Origin of the sequence: Seongchinamella sediminis, from assembly GCF_003457605.1 — a bacterium.
GTDB classification, from domain to species: domain Bacteria; phylum Pseudomonadota; class Gammaproteobacteria; order Pseudomonadales; family Halieaceae; genus Halioglobus; species Halioglobus sediminis.
Map to the genome: position 1 here is coordinate 16,508 of NZ_QRAN01000013.1, position 22,193 is coordinate 38,700.

General features: G+C 61.4%; 18 protein-coding genes and 1 tRNA gene. 12 read left to right on the top strand and 7 right to left on the bottom strand.

Translation table 11 applies throughout. The annotated features are described in order from the left end of the window. Positions 1-124: 124 nt before the first annotated feature. The 3 genes from DWB85_RS12540 to DWB85_RS12550 are packed head-to-tail and all read right to left on the bottom strand — an operon-like array spanning position 125 to position 3,148. Complete coding sequence (locus tag DWB85_RS12540; RefSeq protein WP_239017317.1) at positions 125-1,639, bottom strand: MDR family MFS transporter; 1,515 nt, start codon at positions 1,637-1,639, stop codon at positions 125-127. After that, positions 1,636-2,709, bottom strand: coding sequence for an HlyD family secretion protein (locus DWB85_RS12545; protein ID WP_205422729.1), 1,074 nt, complete (start codon positions 2,707-2,709; stop codon positions 1,636-1,638). The genes DWB85_RS12540 and DWB85_RS12545 overlap by 4 nt, the downstream gene beginning before the upstream one ends. After that, entirely contained in the window at positions 2,696-3,148 is a 453-nt protein-coding gene (locus DWB85_RS12550; protein WP_239017318.1) for a MarR family winged helix-turn-helix transcriptional regulator, read from the bottom strand. The genes DWB85_RS12545 and DWB85_RS12550 overlap by 14 nt, the downstream gene beginning before the upstream one ends. Positions 3,149-3,407: 259 nt before the next feature. On the opposite strand from DWB85_RS12550, the gene DWB85_RS12555 reads away from it, so the two are divergent. The 4 genes from DWB85_RS12555 (at position 3,408) to DWB85_RS12570 (ending at position 9,670) form a co-directional block, all read left to right on the top strand. Then, positions 3,408-5,951: a TonB-dependent receptor gene (locus DWB85_RS12555; protein WP_117955148.1), complete on the top strand. Its 2,544-nt coding sequence runs from the start codon at positions 3,408-3,410 to the stop codon at positions 5,949-5,951. Between the two features lie 62 nt (positions 5,952-6,013). After that, entirely contained in the window at positions 6,014-7,315 is a 1,302-nt protein-coding gene (locus DWB85_RS12560; protein ID WP_205422730.1) for a M20 metallopeptidase family protein, read from the top strand. An 87-nt stretch (positions 7,316-7,402) separates the two neighbouring features. Continuing rightward, on the top strand, positions 7,403-7,612 hold the full coding sequence (locus DWB85_RS12565; RefSeq protein ID WP_117955150.1) for a hypothetical protein: 210 nt from the start codon (positions 7,403-7,405) through the stop codon (positions 7,610-7,612). 30 nt (positions 7,613-7,642) lie between these two features. Then, on the top strand, positions 7,643-9,670 hold the full coding sequence (locus tag DWB85_RS12570; RefSeq protein ID WP_117955152.1) for an NAD(P)/FAD-dependent oxidoreductase: 2,028 nt from the start codon (positions 7,643-7,645) through the stop codon (positions 9,668-9,670). A 79-nt stretch (positions 9,671-9,749) separates the two neighbouring features. On the opposite strand, the gene DWB85_RS12575 is transcribed toward DWB85_RS12570, so the two are convergent. Both DWB85_RS12575 and DWB85_RS12580 read right to left on the bottom strand, forming a co-directional pair. Next, positions 9,750-10,706 (bottom strand): alpha/beta hydrolase, encoded by a 957-nt coding sequence (locus DWB85_RS12575; protein WP_117955154.1) that lies wholly within the window; start codon positions 10,704-10,706, stop codon positions 9,750-9,752. Between the two features lie 60 nt (positions 10,707-10,766). Then, positions 10,767-11,627 carry an SDR family NAD(P)-dependent oxidoreductase gene (locus tag DWB85_RS12580; RefSeq protein ID WP_117955156.1) on the bottom strand — a complete coding sequence of 287 codons (861 nt, stop codon included), beginning with the start codon at positions 11,625-11,627 and terminating at the stop codon, positions 10,767-10,769. 118 nt (positions 11,628-11,745) lie between these two features. Here DWB85_RS12580 and DWB85_RS12585 point away from each other — a divergent pair, with 118 nt between their 5' ends. Continuing rightward, entirely contained in the window at positions 11,746-12,735 is a 990-nt protein-coding gene (locus DWB85_RS12585) for an AraC family transcriptional regulator (protein WP_133300617.1), read from the top strand. 16 nt (positions 12,736-12,751) lie between these two features. Here DWB85_RS12585 and DWB85_RS12590 read toward each other — a convergent pair whose 3' ends face one another. After that, positions 12,752-14,239 (bottom strand): flavin-containing monooxygenase, encoded by a 1,488-nt coding sequence (locus DWB85_RS12590; protein WP_239017319.1) that lies wholly within the window; start codon positions 14,237-14,239, stop codon positions 12,752-12,754. Positions 14,240-14,713: 474 nt separating this feature from the next. On the opposite strand from DWB85_RS12590, the gene DWB85_RS12595 reads away from it, so the two are divergent. Then, positions 14,714-16,123 carry a Fic family protein gene (locus DWB85_RS12595; protein WP_117955162.1) on the top strand — a complete coding sequence of 470 codons (1,410 nt, stop codon included), beginning with the start codon at positions 14,714-14,716 and terminating at the stop codon, positions 16,121-16,123. 193 nt (positions 16,124-16,316) lie between these two features. Here DWB85_RS12595 and DWB85_RS12600 read toward each other — a convergent pair. After that, positions 16,317-16,393: transfer RNA gene (locus tag DWB85_RS12600), tRNA-Met, on the bottom strand. A 309-nt stretch (positions 16,394-16,702) separates the two neighbouring features. Here DWB85_RS12600 and DWB85_RS12605 point away from each other — a divergent pair. The 6 genes from DWB85_RS12605 to murQ all read left to right on the top strand — a co-directional run bounded on the left by DWB85_RS12605 (position 16,703) and on the right by murQ (position 22,053). Then, a complete protein-coding gene (locus DWB85_RS12605; protein ID WP_117955348.1) occupies positions 16,703-17,497 on the top strand; it encodes a methyltransferase in 795 nt (264 codons plus the stop codon). 10 nt (positions 17,498-17,507) lie between these two features. Continuing rightward, complete coding sequence (locus tag DWB85_RS12610; RefSeq protein WP_162846114.1) at positions 17,508-18,263, top strand: esterase/lipase family protein; 756 nt, start codon at positions 17,508-17,510, stop codon at positions 18,261-18,263. Positions 18,264-18,320: 57 nt separating this feature from the next. After that, a complete protein-coding gene (locus DWB85_RS12615) occupies positions 18,321-19,142 on the top strand; it encodes an HAD family hydrolase (RefSeq protein WP_117955167.1) in 822 nt (273 codons plus the stop codon). A gap of 147 nt (positions 19,143-19,289) precedes the next feature. Further along, positions 19,290-20,126, top strand: a complete 837-nt coding sequence (locus tag DWB85_RS12620; RefSeq protein WP_117955169.1) for a TIGR03619 family F420-dependent LLM class oxidoreductase — start codon at positions 19,290-19,292, stop codon at positions 20,124-20,126. Between the two features lie 154 nt (positions 20,127-20,280). Continuing rightward, on the top strand, positions 20,281-20,901 hold the full coding sequence (locus tag DWB85_RS12625; RefSeq protein WP_205422731.1) for a M15 family metallopeptidase: 621 nt from the start codon (positions 20,281-20,283) through the stop codon (positions 20,899-20,901). A 258-nt stretch (positions 20,902-21,159) separates the two neighbouring features. Beyond that, entirely contained in the window at positions 21,160-22,053 is an 894-nt protein-coding gene (murQ, locus tag DWB85_RS12630) for an N-acetylmuramic acid 6-phosphate etherase (protein WP_117955174.1), read from the top strand. The last annotated feature ends 140 nt before the right edge of the window (positions 22,054-22,193 follow it).

Sequence of the window (22,193 nt, forward strand, 5' to 3'; positions counted from 1 at the left end):
ACCAGTTTGGTACAACAAACCAGCTTTTCATAAACTCAAGGTCGTGAATGCAATGACTGCAGCTTTCAGGCGGCGCAGGAAACAGCATGGAGGGCCGGTTGGAGAAACCGGCCTGTAGCGGGGCTCAGGCGCGTGCCGGCTGCGGGTTGGCCGCTGGCTCCGGCTCAGCGCTGGGGTTGCGCAGCAGAAATACCAGCGGCATCGCCGCCAGCGTGATCCAGGTCAGTAGGTAGAAGTCATTGACGTAGGCGATTTCCGCCGCCTGCCGTGTGACCTCCTGCAGGATCACCCCCGGCAGGGTGGTGACGGCCTCCTCCGGGCTCACCTCGGCCAGCAGCCGACTGGAAACCTGCAGGCGCGCGCCCAGTTCCTGCTGGTTGACCCACAGGCTGCGGGTGAGTACGGACATGACGATCGACACACCGATACTGCTGCCCAGGTTGCGCGACAGGCTGTAGATGGCGGTGCCCTCATTGCGCAGGTGCGGCGCCAGGGTCGCATAGGCCAGGGTGGAAGTAGGCACGAACACCAGGCCCATACCCATGCCCTGGACCATGCCGGTCACCACCAGGTCGCGGGTGCCCACTTCGAGATTGAAGCCGGCCATCTGGTGCAGGGCCAGGCTGATCAGCCCCATGCCACAGATAATCACCAGCCGGGCGTCGAAGAAGCGCAGCAGGGTGCTGACCATCAGCATCGACAGGATGGTGCCGACGCCGCGCGGCATCAGGATCAGACCGGTGGTAGCCACCGGGTAGCCTTTCCACTGCTGCAGAAAAGGCGGCAGTAGCGTCATCGTCGCCAGCATCACCACGCCGACGACAAAAATGAAGATAACCCCGGCGACGTAGTTGCGGTCCTGGAACAGGCCGGGAGAGAGGAAGTGGCGCTCGCTGGTGCGGGCGTGGACGATGAACAGGAACAGGCCCAGCAGCGCGGCGATGGCGTAGAACTGCATTTCCAGCGCTTCGAACCAGTCGCTGTGCTCGCCGCGGTCCAGCAGCAGTTGCAGCGAGGCCACCGCCAGGGCCAGCAGGGCGAAGCCGAGGAGGTCGAAGCGCTCCCTGCGGCGCGGGGTTTCCGGCAGGAACAGGTAGATGCCGGCCAGCGACAGAATGCCGATCGGCAGGTTGATGTAGAACACCCAGCGCCAGTTGTAGTACTCGGTGAGCCAGCCGCCAAGGGTCGGGCCCAGAATGGGGCCCAGCATGATGCCGATACCGAAAATGCTCATCGCCGAGGCGTGCTTCTCCCGCGGGAAGGTGTCCAGCAGGGTGGCCTGGGACAGGGGCACCAGCGCCGCGCCGAAGACGCCCTGCAGCATCCGCCAGACGATCATTTCCGTCAGGCTGGACGCCTGGCCGCAGAGCATGGAGGCGAGGGTGAAGCCGGTCACCGACCAGAGGAATATCTGTCGCCGGCCGAAGCGCTGGGACAGGTAGCCCACCGGCAGCGTCATGATGGCCGACGCCACGATGTAGGAGGTGAGCACCCAGGTAATCTGGTCCAGGCTCGCCGACAGGCTGCCGCGCATATGGGGCAGGGCGACATTGGCGATGGTGGTGTCGAGCACCTGCATGATGGTGGCCAGCATGATGCTGACCGACACCATCACGGGATGGCCATGCTTGCTGATCACCTGGCGGCGAGAACCGCAGCCTGCCCCTCCCGGGGCGTGGAGCGTGTGGCCAACACGTCCCCGGCGGCGGTGTCGATCCTGACCTGGGCACTCATGCCGGCGCGCAGCAGGGGCGCGCCCGGCTCACCGCGCAGGCGCAGGTGAACGGGGATGCGCTGCACCACCTTGACCCAGTTGCCGCTGGCGTTCTGTGCCGGTATCAGCGCAAACTCGGAGCCGCTGGCGGGGCTGAGACTCTCGACCTCCGCCCGCCATTCACGGCCGGGGTAGGCGTCCACGGTCACCCGCGCCGGCTGACCCGGGCGCACGGCGGCCAGCTGGGTCTCCTTCAGGTTGGCCTCGACCCACACATCGGCGGTACCGATCATGCTGATCAGGGAGAACCCCGCGGGAGCCATCTCGCCCACCTGCGGCACCTCGTTGGCCACGATACCGTCCGCCGGTGCGACCAGGGTGGTGCGCGACAGCTTGTAGCGGGCATCGTCCAGTTGCGCCTGGGCCACCATGATGTCCGCCTGCTGCTCGACGGGCAGCTCCGGATCGCCGCCGAGCTCGGCTTTCAGCCGGGACAGCTTCTGCCGGTTGACGGCGATCTGGGAGCGGGCCGCGCTGAGCTGCTGGCGCGCCTCGTCCAGCTGTGACTCCGAAACCGCTACCGGTCCCATCTTTTCATTGCGGGCCAGTTTACGCTCGAAATAGCTGGCGTCTTCCCGTGCCTGCTGCAGTTGTGCCTCCGCCTCGGCATAGTCGGCGCGGCGCGCCAGAATGTCGTTACTGACCTGGGCCAGGTGCGCCTCCGCCTCCGCCACCGCAATGCGAAACGGGGTGTCATCCAGTTGCACCAGCACCTGGCCCTGGCTCACGGACTGATTGGGGCGCACCGGTACCGCCGCGATCCTGCCGGCCACGTCGGCGGACAGGGAATATTTGTTCGCCTTGACGTAGGCATTTTCTGTCACTACTGCGCCGCGCCCGCTCAATACACACCACAGGGCCACGGCGGTGGCCACCGCGATCCCGGCGCCGAAACCCAGCCGGCGCGGGGTGACCAGTGTTCTAGCTTTGCTCACCATTGTTCTCCTCGCCGCTGAGATTGGCCCTCATGCGGCTCAATAAATCCTGCAACAGCTGTTCTTCCTCCTGGCTGAAACCCGCCAGCGCCTCCGCCCGGGTCAGGTCCGCCATGCCCCGCAACTGCGCCAGGGCGGGCTCCGCTTCCGGCGTGAGATAAATACGGAAACAGCGCCGGTCGCTGTCGTCCCGGCGCCGTTCCACCAGCTTTTCCGCTTCCAGCAGGTCGATCTGCCGGGTCAGGCTGATCGGTGCAACGTCCATGCGCTCCGCCAGCGTGGCCTGCTTGAGGCCCTGCTCCCGGTTGAGGTGCCAGAGTACCTGCCAGCGGGCGCGGGTCAGGCCGAGCGTCTTGGCCCGGCGGTCGAAATTGCGTTTCATCAGCCGAGCGACGCTGTGCAGCTCGAAACTGAACTGGGCGGTGGCCTGTGGTTCCACGGTGCTACCCTGCCTTGTTAAGTCGCCGTATTATAAGCTTGCTTATTAACCTGTCAAGAGGGCCGCCTTACACCCCGCAAAGTCGGCAAAAATAAACATGAAAAGGCATGGCGTGCTGGCGATACCGCGTGTACCTTTGGGTGTGGGCATAAGTTCACTCGCGTTTAACTTGTGTCTGCTAACTGATAATAAACAAAGCTATTGATAACAGAATCGCCCCGGCACCACTCCGCGGTGAGAAAACTATCGAGAGGAACTCATGCACAAACTGCAAACACCCAGGCCAAATCCCATCGCACTTACCCTGTCATCCATCCTGTTGGCCTCCAGCATGCAGACATACGCCCAGGGCATGATGTTGGAGGAAGTGATTGTCACCGCCGAAAAACGTGAAGCGGGCGCTCAGGATACGCCGATCTCCCTGGTCGCGCTGAGCAGCAACGATCTGGATAACCGCGGCATTGCCACCGCGCAGGACCTGTTGAAGAATGTTGTCGGTCTCGGCGGCAATATCTCGCCGGGCTCACGCGGCACCACCGCTATTTCGATCCGGGGCGCCTCTTCAGGCGCGCCTGCCAACCTGTCCAACGACCCGGTAGTGGGCCAGTATGTGGACGGCATTTATATTGGCAAGATCGTCGGTTCTACGATGGACGTGGCCGAAATCGAACGGATTGAGGTACTGCGCGGGCCGCAGGGCACCCTGTACGGCCGCAACTCCACGGCGGGCGCCGTCAACGTCATCACGCGCAAGCCCAGCGGTGAGTTCGGTGTACGTGCCACGGGCAGCGTCGGCAACGAAGGCTACTATAGCGGCAAAATCGCCCTTGACCTGCCGGCTGTCGGTACCGTGGGCGAAGGCCTGGGTGAGTTGGCAATAAACCTTGGTGCCCATATGCGCAAGCGCGATGAATTGTACGGTCGCGTGGGCGGCAGTGGTGGTTTTGATGAACTCGACCGCCAGGCCTATCGCATCGCCTTGCAATGGACACCCTCCGATAACTTCTTTGCCGACTACAGTTACGATTATAGTGAGCTCGACGAAGCCGGCGCTGCCCAACCTGTTGTCGCCTTTAACCCCCTGGACGCGGCGGGCAATGTATCGCAGATAGCTGCGCTGCAGGGAATTCTGTCGCAGGCCCGGGGCTGGGCGGCCACCCCCGGCACCGACCCGCGCATCGGTTCCCGCTGGATTCCCTCACTGGAAAAGACCATTTCCGCCTACCAGGCAGCGGAAGCCGCAGGCGAGGGCAGGTCGTCTAATTCCAGCGCGGACTTTCTCCCCACGTCCGATAACACGGTGGATGGGCACGCCCTGACGCTGACCTGGGATGCCGGTGACCTGGGCGCCTTGGGCGATGTAACCTTCAAATCGCTTACTGGCTACCGTGAGGTAGAAACCTACGTGTTCGGCGACCTGGAGAGTATAGATAGTCGCCAGGATGCCAGCGGCGCGGGTGCCTACCCCTCATTGGTGCACCAGACCCTTGGCGCGCTCTACGGTGCCACCGGTGGCTTTGATCCCAAGATTCCCCAACTGCCTTTTGACGGACTGTGGAACGCCATAGATACCGTCGGCGCCTTCGACACCAAACAGGACACTCGCTCGGAATACGAACAGTTCTCCCAGGAGTTCCAGATGATTGGCGCCACCGACCGCATGGACTACGCGCTGGGGCTGTATTACTTTGAGGACGAGGCCAACTACCGTCGCGACGCGATTTTCCTGGCACCGCTGGGTGGCGTTGGTTCGCAGGATTATGACCTGGAAAGTGAGGCCCTGGCCATTTATGGCCAGACAACCTGGCGGCCGCAGGTTCTCGATGATCGCCTGGCCCTGACCTTGGGGCTGCGCTATACCGAGGAGACCAAGGACGTATTCTGGGATTATGGCGAAAACGTTAGCCCCTTCGGCGTGACCCCGGCTCGCTCCCAGCGAGACGACCAGAACTTCTATAACGGCAGTGGCAACTTCACTATCGCCTACGATGCCACCGATGAAATGAATATCTACCTGCGCTACGCCACCGGGTATCGCAGTGGCAACTTCAACGGTGAGGTGTTCGGCAACATGTTCGACGAGGAAACCATCGAACAGTGGGAAATCGGCCTGAAGAGCGACTGGTGGGACAACCGCCTGCGTATCAACGGGGCGATCTATACCTATGTGTACGAGGACCTGCAGGTCAGCCAGATCAAGGCCAGCGCCACCGGTGCGCAAACCAGCCTGACCAGCAATGCCGGTGAGGCCGACCGCTGGGGCGGTGAAATTGAAATCACCGTAGTGCCGTTCGAGAATATGATCGCCAGCCTGGGCTACAGCTATGTGCACGGTGACTTTGAAGAGTTTCCCGACACCTGTACTTTCAACCCGGATGGTTCGCCAATCGCCTGTCTTGATGGAGCGAAAGCCGCGCTGCGCGGCACCTCCCCCTCCAACCAGCTGAACGTCTCGCTCGACTACACCTTTGCCTATACTTCATACGGCGAAATCACCGGCTTCCTCCAGGCCAACTGGGCGGATGAGTGGGCGGAGTCTGCACTGTGGACTGGAGCGGTGGGCGACACCCCGGTTAATTACCCACACCAGATGATGGATCAGCGTACGCTGGTCACGGCACGCCTCAGTCTGGAGCAGATACCGGTTGGCGATGGCATGATGCGCGTCTCGCTGTGGGGTAACAACCTCCTCGATGATGACTACCCCACCTTCAGCATCAACTTTGGCGGCGCATTGGGCCTCATCACCGAGCAGTACGGTGAGCCACGTACCTACGGCCTGGAGCTCAACTACGAGTACTGAGTGCCGGAGGACCTGAGTAGAAGGCGGTTCCCTTGGGGGCCGCCTTCGATAAGGAGTTATTCATGCCTCATATCCTGCGCCTGGTTATCGCCAGCCTCGGCCTGTTAACCCTCACCGCCCAGTCCGCAGCGCTGACCGACGCGCAGCTGCTGGCTCACTACCGACACCTCCACAGCCACCCCGAACTGTCCCTGCAGGAAGAGCAGACTGCCCGCTACCTGGCCCGGGAATTGTCCAGCATGGGCTACGCTGTCAGCACGGGCATCGGTGGCCACGGTCTGGTGGCGAAACTCGAGAATGGCGACGGCCCGACCCTGATGTACCGCGCCGACATGGACGGCCTGCCGATTCCGGAGAATACCGGCCTGCCCTTTGCCAGCGAAGCCACCGGCATTATTCCCTCCGGTGACGAGGTGGCGGTGATGCACGGCTGCGGTCACGATGTACACATGACCGTGCTGTTGGGGGTGGCCAGCCAGATGATGGCCCGCCGCGACGAGTGGCAGGGCACCCTGTTGCTGGTGGGCCAGCCGGCCGAGGAACTCGGCGCCGGTGCCCTGGCCATGCTGGAGGACGGCCTGTACCCGCGTTTCGGCGTGCCCGATGCCAATCTCGCCCTGCACGTCAGCGCTACCCTGCCCGCAGGGCAGTTCGGTTATGTCAGCGGTTACGCCCTGGCCAACGTCGACGAGGTGGATATCAGCGTGTACGGCAGAGGCGGTCATGGTGCCTACCCGCACACCACCACCGACCCGGTGCTGATGGCGGCGCAGATCGTGCTGGGTCTGCAGACAATCGTCAGTCGCGAATTGTCACCGCTGGACTCCGCGGTGATCACGGTTGGCTCCATCCACGGCGGCACCAAGCACAACATCATTTCCGACGAGGTGAAAATGCAGCTCACCGTGCGCAGTTATTCAGACGCCACCCGCGCCATGCTGCTCAGGCGGATCGAAGAGATCAGCCATGGCGTTGCGCGCACGGCCGGTATGGCGGAGGATCGCCTGCCCCTGGTTACGGTAACGGATGAGTACACCCCGGCCGTGTACAACGACCCGGCCCTGGTCGGTACCGTGGCCGGTCTGGTGCGGCAAGCGCTGGGCGAGTCGGCCATGGTGGAACTTGATCCGGTCATGGGCGGCGAGGACTTTTCCCGCTATGGCCGTACCGAAGAACAGGTGCCGGGCAATATCGTATGGCTGGGTACCGTCAGTCCCGCCAACATGGCAGCGGCCGAAGCGGGCCAGCTCACCTTGCCCAGCCTGCACTCGGCGAAATTTGCCCCCGATGCCGAACCAACCATTGCTGCCGGCGTCAGCGGGATGACCGCGGCCCTGCTGGGCTTGTTCAAGGTAAGGCCCTAGCAGGTGCTTCCGGCGCCCTTGTTCACAAGCGGCGCGGGCTAGCAATAGTTAGCCCGCGGGCGCGTGTATCTTGCACGGGCGCCGGAGATGAGTGAACTGGAAAAGCTGTTCTATCGGGCAAGAATTGCCACCGAATACCCGGACTATCGCGGCAATATGCAAGCGCTGGCTATTATTCACTGCGGCGAGGCCGGTGCGAAATCGTTCAACATTGCCTGCTCAGCCGGTTGGCACCGACTATTTACCCTGTTACTGATGCGTGTCATTGCACAGGTGCTGCACAGTAGCACTCTATAGGAAGGGAGGTAGTAAAGTGGCAGGTGGGTTATGGACAAGGTCAAAACCCAGCTTGAAAATGGCGACACTGTTGTCATTGTAGGTGGCGGCCCGGCGGGCTCCTTCACCGCCCTGCACCTACTTGAAAGGGCGCAACGCCGGCACCTGGAGTTGAATGTCCTCGTCTTTGAAAGACGTCTCGGAATCCGGGACCAACGAGTCGCCTACAGCGGTTGCCCGCAATGCGCAGGCGGGGTGTCACCGAGGCTGCACGATGCCCTGGAAGCCCTGCAGATTCGACTACCACCGGCGGTGATCCAGGCTCCGATCAACACCATCATACTGCAGGGTCGATGGAAGCACCTGCCTCTGAAGGTGCCAGATGACAGGACCATGTTGTCAGTCTATCGAGGCACGCTCCCGCGTGACCGCGGCCCTGGTCCTCGCCACAAGGCCTTTGACGCACTGCTGCTCGAGATTGTCGAGCGTCGTGGCGCGACAATAGTCAGCGACGGAATAAAAGGGGTCGCCCGCGACCACGAAGGCAAACCGGTACTGGCCTTCCAGGAGAAAGGGCGGGAGCGTACTGTCGTTGCCGACTTTGTGGTGTTTGCTACCGGGGTCAACCCTGGTGCTGCTGCACAGGGGCGCCAGCGGGACGGTACTACGCTTTTTATCAAGCTCTGTCCGGGGTACCAGCCCCCGGGACTCAGGAAAGCGCTTATATTTGAACTACTGGGACCCGGGGGCGGGATCGACCCGGGAGTTGGGGAACTGCATTACATCGAGAGTACCGAAGCGGGCCTCGACCTGGTGATGTGTTCCATACTGCCCAAGGCGGAACACCTGACAGTCAGCCTCATCGGTCGCAGCGTTGATCGCGCCGTGAGCCACCAGGACAACCTCGAGGTCATACGCCGCTTTCTCGCCGTGCCCCGCATTCGGCGATCGCTGCCTGCAGACTGCTCACTGACAATCCGCTGTGCTTGCAATCCCTGCATCGTGGTGGGATCGGCTCGACATCCGACCGGCGAGCGAGTCGCGGCCGTGGGGGACCTGGTCACCTGCCGGCAGTACAAGGACGGCATTCTCTCCGCTCACTCGATGGCTCGTTCACTGGCAGCCACACTTGTCGATGAAGGACTCGACCGGAAGAGCCTGAGAAGGGGCTACGGGCGCACGCTGAACCGGTTCAGGAGAGACAATCACTACGCGAGGATAATATTTGCCCTGTATCGTATCTTCTTCTGCAGTCGCTTTCTCAGTCGCGTGCTGTACCAGACCTACTCGAGTGAGCAGAAGCGCAAACCCCATCACCAGCGTCACTTCGAGAGAATCCTCTGGGCAATTTCCAGCGGGGACGAAAGTTACCGGCGTATCCTCGGCCGGATGCTGGCCCCTCGCACGCTGTGGCAGATATTCAGTTACGGCCTGCTGGTCACTTTGCGCGCCAGCTTCTGGGAAGCTGTATTCGATCTGCGCTGGCGCGGCCTTGGGCGCTTTCCCGTGGTCGTAGATCGGGAACAGAAGGCAGCTCGGCTTGCCGCCTTGCCTGATCTGCAGGCGGGCCGCCACACCTACCTGTACAGCATCGAAGTCAAGCGGACGCCGATGCAATTGATGCCTGTCCTCGAACGCTTCGGCGAGCCCGACAGACCCTTTCTGAGACCGCGAATGGTTAATATTCAGCGGCGCCAGGGAAGCTTCCACAGGGGAGATGCCATAGTCGATTACCGGATATTCGGCGGACTCCTGCGCTTTGCCATCGTCCAGGTACCAGCCCAGGATACCAAAACCCTGAACTTCAAGGTTCACGGTGGCTTTGCCGACCAGGGCAATTTCCTGTTCCAGATCGAGCCACTGACAGGAGGCCGTTCGAGACTCTCGGTTCTACTTAGCTACAACTACCCGATGGGCAAAAGCCTGCCGCAAAAGGCGTTCTGGCGAACCTTTTCGCTGCTGTTTCCCGAGGCCATCCACGAAATCATCTGGAATCACGCCCTGTGCGAGCTGAAGCAGGCGGCCGAACAGATAGACCCGGACATCATCACCCGCGTGCCGGCCCGCCTCACGAGCTGACGGGAACCCACGACACGAGCCGATAGAGCCGAACCTGAGAGAAGTGGTAGCCAGGGCCCGAATAACGGGCCTGTAGCCGCTACTGGAGAAAATTCTTCAGCGCTTTGAGCCGCCGCGCCATGTATTTTCTTGTCCTGTCGCAATCGACGGCGTCGTAACCGTGCACAGTATGTTCAGTCTCTACAAGCTGGACCGGCACCCCGTCCGCTTGCAGGGCCCTGGCGTAATCACAGGCCTCGTCGTGCAGGGGGTCGAACTGGGCCACTTCGATATAAGCCGACGGCAGTCCCTGCAGACTTTCGCGATGGGCCGGAGAGGCGTAGCGAGGAATGCCCGCTCCCCCAGTTCCCCTCGGCTGGGCGCCCTGACCCAGGTACAAATCCCACATCAACCTGTTGCCATCGCGGGTCCACAGTGGGGTATCGGTAAAGCTGTTCGCCGATGCGGTTTTGGCTTCGCAGTCGGTTACCGGATAGATCAACAGCTGCGCCCTGATGTTAATTGCCTCGCCCCTGTGTCGGTTGCGATCCTGGGTCATGTGGGTACAGGAGGCCGCCAGGCAACCACCGGCACTGTCGCCGGCGACAAGGAGTCGCTCTTTATCAATGCCGAGAGCCGCCGCATTGTCGTGCACCCATTCCAGCGCACTCTGGCAGTCATCCTGGGCCGCGGGAAATGGAGCCTGGGTAGAGAGACGATAATCCACCAGGAAAACCCGGCACTGGCCTGTTCTGGCATAACGCTGGGCGTTGTCCAGGTGCAGCCCGGCGTAGGTGAGGAAAAATGCACCGCCATGCAGGTAGACAATTGCCGGGGCCTTTCTGCCCGCCTCGCAACTGGCGATTTCCAGCACCCGGATCGAGTTTGCGTCCACACCCGTTACACGATGTTTACGCACCTCGATATCATCATCCCAGCGATGATTGATCCGCATCACCCTGAGCACCATGCTGATCGCGCGCAGCCACCAGCGATTGTGGACGTAGCGGATGTTGGGAAACCCGAGGTAGGCAGGATCAATATCGTATTGGCTCATGGGGAGTTTCGCTGTGTTTACGACCAGGGGGAATTGCCTGCCATAAGGTTTGCCCCGGTATCACTCCAGGTTGAATGCACTGTTGGCATCAAGCTGCGGGGTAGCCAGGCAGCTGAGGCTGTGGCCACGCTGCTGCGCCATCGCCCGGGTCAGCTCCGGGTGTGTCGACACCCAGAACTGGCCATCCTGCAACTGGTGGAAAATCGTCTCTGCCGCCTCTTCTGGGCCCATACCATTGCGGTCCAGCAGTTCCACCATCTGCCGGTGGTGTTCCGCCACCGCCGGATCGGTGGCCTCGTCCAGGGCAGCGAAAATTTTTGTCTTGACCGGTCCCGGCAATACCGCCGATACCTGGATGCTGGCCTGCTTCATCGCCAGTTCCAGCTGCAAACATTCGCTGAACGCCAGTACCGCGTGCTTGCTCATCACGTAAGATGCCTGCAAGGGGGCAATGCTGATTCCGGCGATTGAGGAAAGGTTGGCCACAATAGCCGGCTCAGCGCTCGCTATCATCCTGGGCAGGAACGCCCGCACGCCGTGCACCACGCCGTGAATGTTCACCCCGAGGAGTTGCTCCCATTGCGAAGCGGGAAGTTCCCAGCTGAAACCCAGCAGTTCGATGCCGGCATTATTGACCAGCAGGTTGACCTGGCCATATTGCCCGTAAGCCCGGTCAGCCAGTGCGTCGAGCGCCTCTGGCTTGCTGACATCGGTCGCTACCGACAACACGTCGCCACCCAGGGCGGCCAGTTCGGCACTGGCCCGATCCAGGGCCGCCCGGCTGATGTCGGCCAGCACCACTTTCATACCCAGCTCCTGCACTGCGTAACGCGCCATCGCCGCGCCGATCCCTGAGGCGGCGCCGGTGATCACCGCCACGCCGCCGACCAGTTTCACGTTCTCCACCGCTACAAACTCCATTACCAGCAAACTCTGTTTGAGACCGGACAGCTTAACGGACCGACCCCGGACGCGCTGGTTTTATTTGTCCACTGTGCCTATACTTTTTGTTCATTCGCGCCTGGTCCCCGAACTGCCTGTGACGACACCCGCGCCGGTCAATGCCTTCGCTCCCATGGTGGAGTTGATAGAAAACGAACTCCAGGCGGAGGGGATCCCCTCGCCGCCCGGCGCCAGGGCGCGCACCAGCAGCGGCTTCTACCAGTGGTATCTCGCGGCCCTCCAACTGCTCGAGAGTCGTGCCGCGGGCGCGGAAGCAAACCCACCGATGGATCGCCAGGCGGTGGAAATCATGTGCCGCACGGCGCTGACAGCCGGTTTCCTGGCTGAAGCCATGCAGCTTATTGTGAACTTCTCCAAGATACATTCCGGGGCAGGGCACTTATCATTGAATCGAAGCGGGGAACGCTGCCGGTTTACCCTCGACGCCAGGCGCAGGCAGCGCACCACACTGGCCAGCCTGGTGGACATCTCCGGCCTGTTTGCCTTCAAACAGCTGTTTCAGTGGCTTACCGGGGGCCGCGCCGCGGCCACCCGGGTGGGCATCGGTGCCATATCACGGGCCGACCTGCTGCCGTTTATCCGCCTGTTCGATGCCCCGGTTCTGGCCGAGGGGCAGGTCACCTATCTCGAGTACGACTGTAGCCAGCTGGACCTGCCGGTGGTGGCGAGGAAAGGAGAATTTTCCGGGTTTTTCGCCTATTTTCCCTGCGCGGTATTCGAGACCGCCAATGCCTCTCCCGCGCGCCAGACGGCGGCCCTGATCAGCGCTGCCGTGCAACAAGCCCAGGCGGTACCCAACCAGCCGCAGGTCGCCGCCAGCCTGGGCTACCCGCTCTCAACCTTCCGCCGCCGACTGGCCGAGGAAGGCACCAGCTTTCGGGAGGTTCGTGACCGCTGCCTGCGCGAGGCCGCCGAGGATTTGCTGCAGCGCCGTATATCTGTCGCGCAAACGGCATTGCAACTGGGATTCCAGGATAGCGACAGTTTCCGCAAGGCCTTTCGCCGCTGGACCGGCAAGACGCCTTCGGCCTGGTGCCGGGGAACGGAGAGTGCAGCCGGGGACTGAGCGTGCAGCGGGGCGCTCAGGCAACAGCCGGGGACGAATCACCGGTGCCCCACTCAAAGGCCTCCCAGCGAGGCGTTTTCATTTCCGCAACGAATCGACTGTAACTCCAGGGCCAACTGGCTGGCACGCCCTCTGCATCGAGATACCAGCTCTGGCAGCCCCCGGTATACCAGATGGTGGTCTTGGCGGCGGCGACGCGCGCCCGGTCAAAATCCTCCATAGCAGTCACAGAGGGGCAGAGTTCGGGGCACTCTCCCGTATAAATTTTATCAATCAGTTGCTCGATATAAGCCCACTGGTGTTCGGCGATATCGATCAGCGAGAAGTTGCCAACCGGGCCATTGGGGCCGTTCAGCATGAAGAAGTTGGGCATGTCGGGCATTGAGATAGCGAGATAGGCCACAGGCCGGGTGGCCCACAGGGTTTCCAGGTCCATACCGTTGCGCCCGGTTATCTTCATCGGCCGCATGAACTGATCGGCCTGAAAGCCGGTCGCCAGGGCGATGACGTCCAGTTCGTGCAGAACCCCGTCGGCGGTGCGAATTCCGCCGGCTTCAAAGCAGTCGATGTCCGCTCGTACCAGGTGCGCGCAGTCGCGTTGGATGGCTTGATAATAGTCGGGGGAGAAAATCAATCGCTTGCACAGTGGCTCGTGGTCCGGTCGCAGCTGTTCGCGCAGTGCCGGGTCGGGGATACTTTGCTCAAGGTTATCCCGGCAGGCCTGGCTCATGGTCCTGGAGCCCTCCGATGCAGGGTCCGTCAGAGCATCGGTGTAGGCCTCGACGGCGGCGGCGTAGCCCTCAAAATCCATGGCCTCGCTCAGGGCATCCGGGTCGGCGCGAAACAGGGCCCGCTCCTGTTCCGAGTAGTGGCCGTTTTCCACCGGCATGATCCACTGCGGTGTGCGCACGAAGTGGGACACGTCGATACCCCGGTCACTGAGCGCGGAGACAATCTGGACACCGGTGGAACCCATACCGATCACGCCGACGCGCTTGCCCTCAAGGTCCACATCGTGGTCCCAGCGCGCAGTGTGAAACATGGCCCCCTTGAACTGATCCATGCCCCTGAATCCGGGATAGCTCGGAACGTGTAACACCCCCGTAGCGGCAATCACGACATCGGCGATATCACTGCGGCCACCCTCCAGTTCCAGATGCCAGCGGCCATTGCGAAAATCCGCCCGCTCGACCCCGGTATTGAATTCGATCAGCTCGTAGAGCCGGTATTTCCGGGCCACCTGCTCGAAATAGGCCTGGATTTCCCCACCGGGAGAGAGGTGACGGCTCCAATCCGGGTTGCGCTCAAAGGTGTAAGTGTAATGGTGTGAGGGCACATCGCATGTCAGACCCGGGTAGCTGTTCGCACGCCAGGTGCCGCCTACCCGATCGGCCTTTTCATACAGGGTGACATTATGAAAGCCCGACTCCTGCAGCTTGATGCCCGCGAGCATCCCGGCCATGCCCGCGCCAATGACCACTACCCGAAAATCCTGTTTGTTCACTCATTCTGCTCCTCGCCGAATTATTGCGGGTAAGTGTACAAATCCGGCGAGCAGGCCTGCTGTCTTTATTGTTCATGCGGGCAGATTATAAGCTCATGCACACGCCCCGGAGATCCCCGAGCTGCCAAGCTTATGAATAATAGAGAAAAAATACTAAAGAAGTGTTGGCTGCGGGTGGGCTTGACGATACGGCGTCCCGGCCACCGACCCAGCATTATGAAATCGTGCTGGATAATCTTAACCAATTGATTTTATTGGCTTAAATCGACCGGGCTGGCGCACCAGCACCCACAGCGCATTCTGCACCACAGTGCACGACAGATCACAGCAGGTCCCGCAAATCTCCCGCAAGTGGTGCACCGACCCCCTATAGCTCGGTACGCCAATCGCGACGCTTTATTTGTCGCAATAGCTTGATCGCGACAGATAAATGCGTTTATATGTCGCAATTGAAGAAAATGCGACATAACGCCTATGCCCAAACAAGTCTCAGAAGAGGAACTTGAAGCCATTCGGAGAGCCGTTGGCGGCTTTCCAGAGGGCGCCTCTATTGACGAGATAAGCGATGCTATAGAGCCAAAGATCCACCGCAGAACACTGCAACGGCGGCTGGCCGTACTGGTGGAAAGGAAGCAACTCCTTCTCGAAGGGGGAGGGCGTGGTAGTCGATACAAAGTTCCAGCTATACGTACTGATGTAAACATTGAGGTAGGTGGAACACAGCTTAGTTTGACGAGCGGAATCCCCGAGGCCGAGATCTATACTCCAATCTCAGAGGTCGGCGCAGAGATTAAACGACTTGTGAGGCAACCCATTCAGCATAGGCGCCCTGTGGGCTACAACCGGGACTTTATCCGAACTTATCAGCCCAATCGCACTTTCTACCTGCCAGGGGAAGTGCGTAAACATTTACTGGAGATCGGTCAATCCCAAGCGGGTGTACTCGCAGCGGGAACCTATGCCTTGCAAATCTACAACAGGCTGTTGATCGATCTGACGTGGAATTCCAGTCGTCTTGAGGGAAACACCTATTCCCTACTTGAAACTGAACGGCTCATCGAATTGGGTGATAGCGCCGAGGGCAGGGATGCGCTGGAAACCCAGATGATCCTGAACCATAAAGCAGCCATTGAATTACTCGTGCAGTCAGCGGCGGATACGGGGTTTAACCGATACACCATATGTAACCTCCACGCGCTGCTTTCAGAAAACCTGCTGCCAGATCCTGCTGCCTGCGGCCGCTTGAGGCAGCACTCGGTCGGCATTGGTGCAAGCGTGTTTCAACCGCTGCAAGGCGGCGCGTTGATAAATGAATGTTTTGATGAGGTGTTATACAAGGCAGACGCAATCAAAGATCCTTTCGAGCAGGCATTCTTCGCCATGGTGCAGTTGCCTTATCTGCAAGCTTTTGACGACGTGAACAAACGCGTATCTCGCCTGGCAGCAAACATTCCTTTCATTCGAGAAAACCTGAGTCCTCTCTCTTTTGTCGATGTACCTGAGAAAGCCTACAGTGACGGCTTGCTAGGCATCTATGAGCTCAACCGCACTGAATTGTTGGCTGATGTTTTCGTTTGGGCCTATGAGAGATCTTGCGCCCGCTATTCTGCGGCCCGTCAATCACTCGGTGATCCCGACCCGTTTCGGTTGCGTTACCGGGAATTCATCGCTCAGCTGGTCTCCAATATCGTCCGTTCCGCTCTAAACAAGCGCGAGGCGGTTTCAGCTATAAAGCAGTTCATAGGACGAGAAATTGTGGAGCAAGACAGAGCGCGCTTCATGGAAATGGTGGAGACGGAACTGACTGGTTTGCATGAGGGAAATATCGCCAGATATAGATTGAAACCCTCAGAGTTTGAAATCTGGTTAAAGAGATGGAGTTGAAGTATAGATACCGTCTTCTTCCAAGGATTGGCTGACCCACTGTGGGTGGGACGGTATTATCAATCGGGTACGGATGAATGCTCGTCCCCTGTTAATTGGGTAGAGCCAACCCACTGCGGGTGGGATGGCATAATGAATCGGGTTTAATGAATATCGGCCCATCCCCCCTTAATGGGGAAGAGCCCGGAATAGGTGGTAGCTACGGGTGGACTTGAACCACCGACCCCAGCATTATGAATGCTGTGCTCTAACCAGCTGAGCTACGTAGCCACTTCAGCAATGGGACCGGGGTCCCGAAGAGGCGCGCATTTTCCGGAATTTGGGGGGGCAAGTCAAGCCTGCCCGGGCATTGTTTTCGCCGGCCGCAGAGCGCGCAGCCCAGCCCCATCGCCTGGCGAGCCCCCCCCGGTTCTAGCGAGTAAACGGGGACCGCAGCGCCCCCTGGGGTCGCACTATCTAAACCACGCCTCCCGGGAGAGGGCATTTTTCCGCCGCATTGATCCAGCCAGCCCTCTACCCCCGTAACAGCTCGTCGATTTGATCACTTATCGCCGCTGCAACAACGGCAAGGAGAACAGTATGGAATGGCTGATGTCGGCCGAGGGCTATCGCATGGTCCTGATCGGGAGTTTTATTTACGCCGGGGTCATCCTGGTGGGCGCATTCATGTCCAGGGCCCCCTACGGCCGCTTCGGCGCCGAGGGGGTGGGGCTGTCGCTGTCACCGCGGCTGGGCTGGTTCCTCATGGAGCTGCCCGCCACCCTCAGCTTCCTGTGGTTCTACCTGCACGGGCAGAACGCCACGGAGCTGGTGCCGATGATCTTCCTCGGCGTATGGCTGGTGCATTATGGCAATCGCGGTTTCGTGTTTCCCCTGTTGATGCGCGTGGCGAAGGGCGCCAAAGGCACCTTTGGCCTGCTGGTGGTGGTCGCCGGCTGGCTGGTGACCACGCTGCACGGCTACCTCAATGCGGTATTCATCTCGCACCTGTCCACCCACCTGACCCCCGAGTGGCTATCTGACCCGCGTTTCCTCATCGGCATGGCGATCTATGCCTTTGGTTTCATTATGAATGTGCACTCCGACGCCATCATTCGCAACCTGCGCAGCCGCCGGGAAGTGGAGAGCGGCGAACGGGTGTACCGGATTCCCACTGGCGGCCTGTTCCGCTATGTCACCAATCCCAGTTACTTCACCGAGCTGCTGTCTTTTACCGGCTTCGCCATCGCCACCTGGTCGCCGGGCGCCCTGTTCGTGCTGCTGGTGAGCGCGGCCAACCTGGTGCCCCGTGCTTTCCAGGTGCATCAGTGGTATCGCGACAAGTTCAGTGACTACCCCGCGGATCGCAAGGTCCTGATCCCTTACCTGCTGTAGGAGAATGAATGTGAACAAGGTACCCACTCCACCGCCCATTGGCCTTGCCCTGTCCGAATTTGGCCGCGCCGGCGCCGAGGGCCTGCGATTGGCGACCGGGCTGCGGCGGCTGGTCCGCGAGCACGCCGGCGGCGATGGCCACCCGGTACTGGTCATGCCCGGCTACGGCGCTGCTGACGGCTCCACGGGAGTCCTGCGCCACTTCCTGCAGCGCATTGGCTACCGCCCCTTCGCCCTGGGCTTGGGGCGTAATGTGGAAGGCCTGGAGAACCGTATCCAGAGCGTGGACGACGCCACCCGCTTCCGCGAGCGCATGGTGGAGGAGGCGGTGGAACGCATCCGCGACATCCACCGGGAAACGGGCGAGCAAGTCAGCCTGGTGGGCTGGAGCATGGGCGGCTTGTATGCACTGGATGCATCGCGCCTGGTGCCGGAACTGACGCGCCGGGTGATTACCCTGGGCTCGCCGTTCGGCGACCCGCGGGGCACCAGCCTGTTCATGCTCATGCGCCGCCTCAGCGGCAGCACTGTGCCCCTGGAGATGCAGGATTTCGACAGCTGGCTGGACAAGGCCGCCGAGCCGGCGGTGCCCACTCGGGTGATCTACAGCGAACGCGACGGCATTGTCGGCGCCCAGATTGCGCGGCTGCCGGATTCGCCCTACACCGAGCACGTGCAGGTCGATTCCAGCCACATGGCCTTCGCCCTCAACCCGAGCGCCCTGGCGGCAGTGGCCGAAAGCCTGGCAATGCAGCCGGTGCATTGAGGCGATCACGGCGCAGGCAGTGTATGATCCCGCCCTGGGAAGGAACTGACTGCGCCTATGGATCTTATCGTCTTCGACCTCGACGGCACGCTTCTCAACCGGGAGTCGCGGCTGTCTGATTACACCCGCGACACCTTGCGCATGCTGGGTGAGCAGGGCATTGCCTATACCGTCGCAACCGGCCGCACCCTGCACGCCAGCAGGGACCTGCTGCGCGACAACGGCTTTGCGCTGCCGCACGTCTACAAGAACGGCGTGGTCATCTGGAACCCGGGCGATGCGGCTTACAGTCATCGCTATCTGCTCACCACTTACGAGGTGCGTCACATTCTGGAGGCCTTCCTCTCCCGTGGCGTCACCCCGTTTCTGTTTACCCTGGAACCGGACGGCCGTCACGCCGTATATCACCCGCCGCTGCAGACCCAGGAAGAGCATCGCCTGGCCCGCATGATCAGCAGCGATCGCGGCCTGCCGGTACTGCCGGCGGCGTCGCTTCCCGGCGACGCGGAACTGACCAATATCAGCGCGCTGGGGCCGCGGTCGGCTATCGAGGCGGTTACTGCCCTGGTGGCGGACGACGAGCACCTGGTGGCCTACATGGGCAACGCGATTGAGGGCAATGACCTGTACTGGGTTGACGTGCACCACAGCGCCGGCAGCAAGGGCAGCGCGGTGGCCGTGCTCAAGGAGGAGCTCGCGGTGACCAATGTCGTCTGTTTCGGCGACAGCGACAACGACCTGTCCATGTTCGCCACCGCTGACGAATGCTACGCCCCGGCCAATGCCAAAGAGGCGGTGCGAGCTGCGGCTACTACGGTCATCGGCCACCACGACGAGGACGGCATTGCCCGCTTCCTGCGCGAGCGCTTTCGGCTGTAGCGGCGGCGACTGTCCCGGACTGGCTGGCCAGCTAGACCGGGATAGAGATTCTACCGCCCAGCGGGCGCGCAGCGCTTGCCCTGTGATGGGCCTGCGCTAGAATCCTGCCTCACTAGCTGACAGATTTGCGGCAGAGGGAGAGGGACGATGGAGTACTGGCTGGCCTGGTTTCACGAAACCAACAACGGCGTCGAGGTGAAGGAAATTGCCCGCGCGGCAGAGCAACTGGGATACGCCGGTATCGCCCTGTCCGATCACGTGGCGCTGCCCAGGGAGCAGCAGAGCCGTCATCCGCTGCGCGGTATTCCCTACGACCCCGCGATCCCCAATATTGAGCCCATCACCACTGCCGCCACCATGGCCGCGGTCACCGAATCCCTGCGCTTCATGACCTATGCCTACGTGATGGGCATGCGCGACCCGTTTACCGTGGCTAAGCAGGTCGGTGCCCTGGCCGACCTCAGCGGCAACCGCTTCGCCCTGGGCATGACCCCGGGCTGGAATCGCGACGAGATCGCCCTGCTTGGCCACGATCCGGCCACTCGCGGCAAGCGCTTCGTGGAATCCATCGATGTGATCAAGGGGCTGTGGAGCCACGACCTGTTTACTTACCACGGCGAGCAGTACCACTTCGATGAGGTGGGCCTGAGCCCGCGCCCGGCACAGGCGCCGCCGATTTTCGTCGGCGGCAATTCCCCTGCCGCCATCCGGCGCGCCGCTGACAACGCGGGCTGGATCGGCATGAATCACCCGGTAGAGGAACTGCGTCCGCTGCTGGCGCAGCTCGACGAGTTGTCTGAGGGCCGGGCGCAGACGTACGTGATCGCCTCCCAGGCGCTGTCCGACGCTTACGTGGGGCAATTGACCGAGATGGGTGTGCGCGGCGTGGTGTTGATGCCGTGGCCACTGGACGTGCCTGCCGCAGTGCCGCTGGCTGACAAGATCAGCGCAATGGAGGCTGTCGCCACCTACTGGCGCAATTGACCGCTACCACCCCGGCCCCGTGGCAGCTGCCTGACGGCAAGTTCATGCCGTTCGGGGTGAGGTGTGCGAGCTTATCGGAGAGACCGACCACAACACTGAGAGGCCCTCGATGCTGAAAGCCCTGTTTTTTCCGCTTTTTTTAAGCTGCTTCGGCATGTCCGCCCTGGCGGGCGAAGCGCTGGTGAATATCAAGGACTACGCCCCGCAGATAAGCACGGAGATACGTTACGCCGGCAGCGATAATTTCGTCGGCGAAGCGGTGGACGGTTACACGGCGCCGAATTGCCTGCTGACGCCACCGGCCGCCGAGGCCCTGGCGGCGGCCCAGGAGGAGTTTGCGCGCTTTGGGCTGGCTATTCTCATTTACGATTGCTATCGGCCGCAACGGGCCGTCGATCACTTCATGCGCTGGGTTGCAGATCCTGGCAACAAACAGGGCAGGCAGGCCTATTACCCCAAGCTGGCGAAGGGGGAACTGGTGCCCGAGGGCTATATCGCTGCTAAATCCGGCCATTCCCGCGGCAGCACCGTAGACCTTACCCTGTACTTCACCGACAGTGGCCAGTTGCTCGATATGGGTACACCCTGGGATTTCTTCGACCCCCTTTCCAATACCGAAAATGCGGACATACGCGCGCCGGCCCGCGCCAACCGCCTGCTGCTGCGCAGTGTCATGGCGCAGCACGGTTTCCGCAACTATCCTGGCGAGTGGTGGCACTTTACCCTGGTGGATGAGCCCTTTCCCGAGCGTTATTTCGACGTGCCCGTGCGCTGACGGCCGATTCATCGGAGTCACCGATAGTTATCAACTTCTTATAGCGGCATGCTTCGTTACACTGGGGGGCAAGACTGCAACAGTGCCCGCATGAGCATCGACCTCTGTTACCCGTACGCCAGTGAGCAACTGGCCGTTTTTCGTCGCCGCGAGCTCGCTATAATAGAAGTGGCACGGGCCATTGATAATGTCACCCAGAGGGGGTCAGTTGGCGCCGGTGCCACCCGTGTGCAGTGCAGAGGACAGCAGGGAGCAGCCATGGATCTGGACCTGACGACGGAATCGCGCAACCCGAACTCGACCTTGCTGGACCAGCTCTCGACGCGGGAACTGGTCCGCCTGTTCAACCGGGAGGACAGTCTGGTGGCAAACGCTGTTGCCGACCAGGAAGCGGCGATAGCAGACGCGGTCGACGTGATCGCAGAACGCATGCAGCGGGGAGGGCGCCTGGTCTACATTGGAGCGGGCACCTCAGGCCGGCTGGGGGTCCTTGACGCGGCGGAATGCCCGCCTACCTTCAACACCCGGCCCGGGCAGGTCATCGGCCTGATTGCCGGCGGAGACGCGGCCATGCTGCACGCTGTTGAGGGGGCGGAAGATTCGCCACATCTGGTCCGGCAGCAGCTGGCAGAGATTGGCCTGGGCGAGCAGGACGCCGTAGTCGGTATCGCCGCGAGCGGCCGCACACCCTATGTACTGGGTGGGCTGGCCTACGCGCGCGGTGTCAGCGCCGCAACCGTCGGCCTCACCTGCAATGCCGGGGCGGAGATCGAGGCTCACGCTGACATCACCATCGCCCCGGTTGTCGGTCCCGAAGTGCTGGCCGGGTCCACCCGGCTCAAGGCCGGTACCGCCACCAAGATGGTACTCAATACCCTGAGCACCGGGGTGATGGTGCGGCTGGGTAAAACCTACGGCAATCTGATGGTCGACCTGCGAGCGACCAACAGCAAGCTCGCCTATCGCAGCCTGGTGATACTTCGTGAGATCACTGGAGTGGATGAAGAGCGGGCCCATGCCTTGCTCGACCGCTGTGGTGGCGAGCTGAAGACGGCGATCGTCAGCGAATTACTCAACCTGCCCGCTGCTGCCGCCCGCGAGCGAATCGCCAGCTGCGAAGGCAACCTGCGCCGGGCCCTGGAGTTGCTGTGAACCCGCGTACTCTCGTCGTGGACGGGGGTGGCCCAAAAACCGAAGTTCGTCCTGCCGTCGTCGGGGGCAGTTTCAGTGGGGCATTTTTGTGAAATACCTCGCGCACAGCCGAACCAGCTTCGCGGGCCACGCGCTTGAAC